Origin of the sequence: Ruminococcus sp. MSJ-25 (assembly GCF_018917825.1) — a bacterium.
In the GTDB taxonomy this organism is placed as follows: domain Bacteria; phylum Bacillota; class Clostridia; order Oscillospirales; family Ruminococcaceae; genus Hominimerdicola; species Hominimerdicola aceti.
In genome coordinates this window covers 64,604-71,113 of record NZ_JAHLPI010000001.1, presented here as the reverse complement: position 1 = coordinate 71,113, position 6,510 = coordinate 64,604, and the positions used below count along the sequence as shown (strand labels likewise).

7 protein-coding genes, 1 tRNA gene and 1 rRNA gene are annotated in these 6,510 nt (G+C 35.1%); 8 read left to right on the top strand and 1 reads right to left on the bottom strand.

Translation table 11 applies throughout. From position 1 onward, the window contains the following. The 7 genes from rrf to KQH97_RS00370 form a co-directional block, all read left to right on the top strand. A 5S ribosomal RNA gene (rrf, locus tag KQH97_RS00400) occupies positions 1 to 116 on the top strand; the annotation flags it as partial. A gap of 45 nt (positions 117 to 161) precedes the next feature. Beyond that, positions 162 to 237 (top strand) — tRNA-Asn (locus KQH97_RS00395). Between the two features lie 664 nt (positions 238 to 901). Then, the gene (locus KQH97_RS00390; RefSeq protein WP_216552048.1) at positions 902 to 1,711 is read left to right on the top strand and encodes a cellulose binding domain-containing protein; all 810 of its coding nucleotides are present in this window, start codon (positions 902 to 904) and stop codon (positions 1,709 to 1,711) included. A gap of 83 nt (positions 1,712 to 1,794) precedes the next feature. Beyond that, a complete protein-coding gene (locus KQH97_RS00385) occupies positions 1,795 to 2,151 on the top strand; it encodes a hypothetical protein (protein WP_216552046.1) in 357 nt (118 codons plus the stop codon). Positions 2,152 to 2,256: 105 nt separating this feature from the next. Beyond that, positions 2,257 to 3,378, top strand: a complete 1,122-nt coding sequence (locus KQH97_RS00380) for a hypothetical protein (RefSeq protein ID WP_216552044.1) — start codon at positions 2,257 to 2,259, stop codon at positions 3,376 to 3,378. Between the two features lie 151 nt (positions 3,379 to 3,529). Then, the gene (locus KQH97_RS00375) at positions 3,530 to 4,132 is read left to right on the top strand and encodes a hypothetical protein (protein ID WP_216552042.1); all 603 of its coding nucleotides are present in this window, start codon (positions 3,530 to 3,532) and stop codon (positions 4,130 to 4,132) included. Then, positions 4,125 to 4,865: a hypothetical protein gene (locus KQH97_RS00370; protein WP_216552040.1), complete on the top strand. Its 741-nt coding sequence runs from the start codon at positions 4,125 to 4,127 to the stop codon at positions 4,863 to 4,865. Before KQH97_RS00375 ends, KQH97_RS00370 begins: the two co-directional genes overlap by 8 nt. A gap of 449 nt (positions 4,866 to 5,314) precedes the next feature. Here KQH97_RS00370 and KQH97_RS00365 read toward each other — a convergent pair whose 3' ends face one another. Next, complete coding sequence (locus KQH97_RS00365; protein ID WP_216552037.1) at positions 5,315 to 5,641, bottom strand: hypothetical protein; 327 nt, start codon at positions 5,639 to 5,641, stop codon at positions 5,315 to 5,317. 133 nt (positions 5,642 to 5,774) lie between these two features. On the opposite strand from KQH97_RS00365, the gene KQH97_RS00360 reads away from it, so the two are divergent. Next, the gene (locus KQH97_RS00360; RefSeq protein ID WP_195552206.1) at positions 5,775 to 6,401 is read left to right on the top strand and encodes a TetR/AcrR family transcriptional regulator; all 627 of its coding nucleotides are present in this window, start codon (positions 5,775 to 5,777) and stop codon (positions 6,399 to 6,401) included. The last annotated feature ends 109 nt before the right edge of the window (positions 6,402 to 6,510 follow it).

Here is a 6,510-nt window from a genome sequence, read left to right as displayed (position 1 = left end):
TCGGTGGCGTTTGAGTTGAGGTCACACCTGTTCCCATGCCGAACACAGTAGTTAAGCTCTTCTTCGCCGAAAATACTTGGATGGTAACGTCCCGGTAAGATAGGGTGCTGCCGACACCTTACTAAACAGAGAAGATAATATTCTTCTCTGTTTAGTCATATTCCTCCTTAGCTCAGTCGGTAGAGCATTCGGCTGTTAACCGAAGGGTCGTTGGTTCGAGTCCAACAGGGGGAGCCATACTTGTGCAATAAAATAGATGCACACCTCGAAAAGCTCGTATTTACGAGCTTTTTTTGCGTTTTGAGGGTAAAAATTTCAGGTGTAAAACCATAGATGCTTTTTCGTTAAAAAAGGATCTGAACCCTCAACAATTAAACATCGTCAAACAAAACGGCAGACTTTGAGTATATTTTGCTCTAAGCCTGCCGTTTTGTATATAAAAGAACTTTCACAAAGTTTTCAATACAAATTTATTGGATCTGCCGATTTTGTTGGTATCTCTTAAAATAGAGAAACCAATAGGATCGGCTTTTTTTTGTTTTTTAGAGCGGATACTCAGAATTCCTTAATGTAAACGACATGACGGTTGTTTATCCTAATGGAATAATTGATATTATTCCGTGGGAAAACGGAAATGTGGACAAGAAAAATATTCAAAGATTCTTAACGGCTCTTTTAAAAGACGGCGAGTCTGAAACAATCAGTCTGAAACCCGGAGAAAGTATTGTCGGACATTATTCAGCAAGAAAAAAACACTTTCTTCTAATTTTGATGACTAAAAAAATATAAGAAAGCATTACCATAGGAGCGGCAATCGGATTTCTGATCATAATTTTTCAGCATGGAAAACTGTGCGTCGGATTCCTATGAAAACAAGATTTCACATATCAGGAAGAAAAAATTGAAAAGAAGAATCATTTCAATTTTCATGTCTGTTATTGTCCCCATCAACATAATTGTTCCGGTCTACGCTTCGGCAGCAGATGTCGCTGATAACAATTCATCTGTCTATATAGGCAATGGTTATGTTGTTTATTATGATATTAAAAGCTCATGGGGCAATAATCAGAATATTGAAATAAAAATCAAAAATATAGGTTCAGAAACTATATCAAACTGGGCTTTGAAATACGACGCTCATGGAGAGATAAGCGGACTTTGGAACGGCATTGCTTACAGCAGCAAAACTCAGTATATTATAAAAAACGCAGGATATAATTATGAAATTCAGCCCGATCAGGAAGTGAATTTCGGTTACTGTGTGACAGGAGAAGGTCTTGAAATTCCAAAAGCTTTTGAAATCTGTTTACAAAGAACCGATAAAGCAGAAAATGAATATATTGTTTCGCTGAATGTTACCAACGATTGGGGTAACGGTTTTACCGGTGAAATAAAAATACAAAATCTCTCAGCCGAACCAATAGAAGCTTGGCGACTCAATTTTGATACTAATTTTACAATTGAGGATATATGGAATGCGAGACTGGTATCTGCAGATGCAAATTCATATTCTATTGCAAACGACGTTACAACAACCCCGATAGCAGCTAATGAAACTAAAACATTTGGATTCAAAGCTTTAAAGGAAAGAGGTGTAACAGCGGAAATATTCAACTGTATAGTTAATAGAGTGACTATTAACGAAAACTTTAAATCGCTTGAATTTCTTGAAACTGGTCTTGTGTTGACTTCTTTTGCACAATACAATTAAAATACGATACAGATGACGACGGTATAAACGACGGCGATGAAATAGCTCTAGGACTTGATCCATTAAATCCCCAGACTTTTGGCGTGCCTGATTCTGAGTATATATTTGAAGTTGACGTTCCGTCAGTTGTCGAAAATTTTTCAAATATTAATACCGATACAAATCCTTTCGATGTATCGGTTAAAATAAAAGCTGCAGGGAATATTCTGTCAAATCTTGATGCAAGAGAAAGCCTTTGCTCAAAAGCAATGACAAATGATGCAACTTTAGGAATTTGTTCGGAATTTATTTACGATGAGGGTTGCAAAATTGAAGAAGCTGTGATACAATTTAAAATAGATGACGAGTATGCAGTCGAAGCAGATACTAAAAAGGCTGAAGATTCTGAGTTCTATACACTGTTTCCATTGCTTATTTCAGTATTAGAATTAGGCAATTAAGGCATATCTACTGCTTTTTCATGTATATCGGACCTTTTCAGTAACACGGTCAAAACTTGTAATTAATGAAATAAGAAGATTATTGAACTTAGAGGAGGATTTTTTTTGATAGATGGCAATAATGAGTTAGAAAATCATATTTACTATGTTTGCTTAATAAATGTTATTTTATTTCTGATTGGCGTATTTGCGGCTTATGGTGTTTATTATGAATATTTGTATGAAGGGATATTCACTAACGGTATATCTGATTTCAAAAGATTGATAATATTTAATTTTATATGCTATCTTTTGGTTGTGTATAATGCCGCAGTCATTATAATGGCTATGGGTGAGGGCCTTTTGCTAAGTGCAAGATATAGGATATTTAATAAGTCAAAAAAATTAGGCTTGAAAATTATTACATCAGCCGTAATAAACCATGATAAAGATTTTTTGTTAAAAAAACGGATACGGATATTAGTTTTTATTTGTTTGCTTATAGGAGTAGGTGCAGGTATAAATAAAATATTTGAGATCAGCAATATGACAGTATTTGAACAGTTGTCTCTGATATCCGAAATAAATGACGATATAGAATATGATGATCCGATAAGTATTGAAACCGACAGCATTGAGTTATACGATAATCGAAATATTTGGGTAGAAAACAGTGATGGTGTTAATGTAAAACGATCACTAAAATCAAGTCAGGTCGAAACGATCAAGGGCGACAACGGATTTCAAAAAGAAATTCCAGTTGAACGGCATTTTCGAATCTCATATTATAAAAGATCAGGTTATGTAAAAGAAGTTCTGGATATAACGGATACCTCCGATTACAATTTGTCACTTAGTTCTCCATCATATTCATATTTTATAAAACAAAATATTGAAATAAGATTAAGCGTCAATGAAAACAATACAATACTTGTAGAGCGTTCTGGTATTGCAGTGTATGATGATTTAGATCCGAACAGCGTAGAATTAGCTGAGATGGAAAAGAAAATATATTGGTACATTACCTGTGACGGCGAGTTCTATAAGCGCAGTTTAGCTATTCGGTCAAACTGGACAAATATTCTAACTTTTGCTCCTGCCGGAGATTACGCTGTCACTCTTGTTTTGGATAATGACGAAGAAATCGAAGATCAAGCCCCTATCAGCAATACCATTTTATATTCTAAGAGGAGTAAGAATAGTAATTCTGAAGAGTATGAGAGTGTACCACTGGAAAAAGAAGATTGATTATTTTAGGGGAAAAAGCAATGACCCAATTCACAAAATCATTCCTATGGCGGTTCATATTAGACGTTATCTTATTGGGAACATTTGTTAGGCTTTGTCAAAATATTATTTTGACAATTACGTCAAGATTCATATCTGAGGTGACATAATTATGGCTAACAAGGCATTATTTTGGTATAACTACAAAAGATTTGTTGACGAAGGCACCATTAAGCCGCTGTCTCCAAAGACATTTGCATTGTCAGGATTAATAACGGTTTGTGGTCTTGTGCTTAGTCTAACAATTTATTGTTTGGTATTTCCTGATAGTTTTGTTGGAGAGAATACACCTATTAAACTGTTTTTCTGTACATTGTTTTATATGCTTGGTACGCTTGCCATGATCGGCGGAGTGTACTTTGGTATATCGCTTGCTGTTACAAGGTTTATACCTGATAAATTATGTAATATATCCGGTCAATGTAAAAGTGCAGTAATGGCATATGGCGCATCGAGTATAGCCTACAGTGTAAATAAAGAATTTGAAGAAGAAATAAATAAAATACCAATTGTCAATCAGTACTACAATATTCGACTAGTGGATGTTCAAAATTATTATTATAGGTTAGCTTATGCAAGATTATTATCTGAAAAGAAATATGTCGATTTTAAAGAGAGTGCTCCAGAACTATTTTCAGCACTGCGTGATAATTCTGACATAACTTCTGCGAAAATAATGATAGCAAAGCTTGAGAAGGTGTTGACAGATGCGTAAATATCCCAGAAATGTAGAAGAGAAAGATAATTACCTTTCTCTTTTGATATTTCCGAATTTGATGCTATACATAATTGCATTTGCAGGATTTGATTATTTTTATAATAATGTATTTTGTGAATTTAAGGCAGAACTTCATTTAACAAAGATATTATACTTTTTAATGATTGTGATATGTTCTTATAATGCTTCTAAACTCATTTTGACGCTGGTTGAGTTTCCGTACAGAACCTATAAGGGTGAGCATTATACATACAGGAATAAATTTAATTTTTTCAAGGCAATTTATAAAAAACAATTTTTTCGCATTTTTATAATGTTTTTGCTCTTTTTTCTCTGTATGCTCATTCATATGAATTTAAAAGCATTTGATTATGAAATTACGCCTGAACATCAAACAAATATTAAAGAAAATCAGAGCGTTGTATCCTCTTCTGATTTAAAAGATGATGATTCAATTCTATTAGCGGAAATTACGATTGAAGAAAATAAAAATATTATTCTTATAAACAGACCCGAAATACCGCAGAAAGAAACTGATAAAAACTTATTTTGGTATGTAACCCAAAATGGCAAATTATGCAAATGTTTTCAGGCGTATCGTAAAACGTGGACTAACTTTCTGACTTTTGCAGATGAAGGTAATTATACAGTTACTTTGGTGACGGATTATGATGATACTACAGGAGAATATACTCCCATTAGTAACACAATTGAATACACGGTTGAATAATAAGTAGGAAAAACAATGACCCAATTCACAAAATCATTTCTATGGCGGTTCATATTAGACATTATCTTATTGGGGATATTTGTTAGGTTCTGTCAAAATATTATTTTGACAATTACGTCAAGATTCATATCAACCTATTCGACACCGTTCCTTATTTTTGAAGCGGTTGTCGTATCAGTAATCAGTATGCTATTTATCTGTTTTATTACATATTGGAATATCGGCGTTATTTCAAACAAATGGAGAGCTATGAAGCTTTGAGGGGTTTATAAGCTTCATTGATAAGTGGATAGAGAAAATGACCAGATTGGTGATTGCGTGAAAAATACAGGATAGTTGTAAATATGTTGAATTATCGATACTACGAAAAAGACCGAGTAAGATGTTCCGGTGGAACATTTTGCTCGGTCCGATTTTTATTTGACTTGAATAGTTACTATGTTGTAATATCAGACCGGAGCCGCATATACTCCGTAGATCTCGGTATAATTAGAGGTAAATATGTGAAGCTGTCCCATATCATAAATGCTTACACCGTAGTTGCTGAAAGCTTGTGCAATGTCATCGTATGAGTAGAAAGCAACTCCTGACGACACCTCGCTTGCACTAATGCAAATATCCCAGCTATATGAGTACTTGTTTTCAAGGACCAGCATAGGAGCACTGTCACCGCTGTAAACCATAGCAATTTTATAGCTATCGCTTATATACTTTAACCCGTCAGAAATCGTAAAATCTGACCAGACAGGTATGCCGCTTCCCATTTTATTTTGCAATAGTCACCAATCACATAACACCGTTATGTTTCAATATCATATAATATGCTGAAAATATAGTAAATGTATTGACATATCGAACGTTATATGCTAAGATAACAGTGTTATGTGAAGTGGAAAGCGGGGTGCAGTAATGGGTGACGAACTTGAAACAAGGGAAAAGCTGTTGGAAAGTGCAATGGCCGAGTTCTCTGAAAATGGTTATATGAAGGCTTCTCTGAGAAAAATATGCGCTGACGCAGGCGTGACGACCGGTGCGCTGTATTTCTTCTTTAAAAATAAAAATGACTTGTTCAAGGCTATTGTCGATAAGCCGCTGAAAGAGCTTTGCAGGCTTCTTACGGAGCATTATATGCAGGACGCTCAGGATATGGATAGCGATGACCCTGCGGTGCTGTCTGCTGAGTATCACATTGATACTCACACCGACCTTGACAAGCTTGTTGATTATATGTATCTCCACTATGACGTTTTTATGCTGCTGCTCACGGGTGCGCAAGGGTCTGAGTATGAAAATACTGTGGATATGATCGTAGATATGACAGAACAGGGCTTTAGGATATCAGCGGAAAAAGCTGCCGCAAGAATGCCTAACTGCCACGTTGATGAGTATATGCTTCATTGGATAACCCATATAAGTGTTGACGCCTACACTCATTTGCTAACTCACGAGAGAGATGTGGAAAAGGCAAAGCTCCATATGCGCAGAGTAATGGAGTTTCTAATAAAAATATGGTTTACAATGATAGTCGAGGATTAGAAAATTGCCGCCTGCGGGCGGTAACTTTTAGAAACCTACATAACAACGTTATGTGTGAATTTTGTATCTCAAATGTCGATGAAATGTGCAGATATGCACATTTTTATAT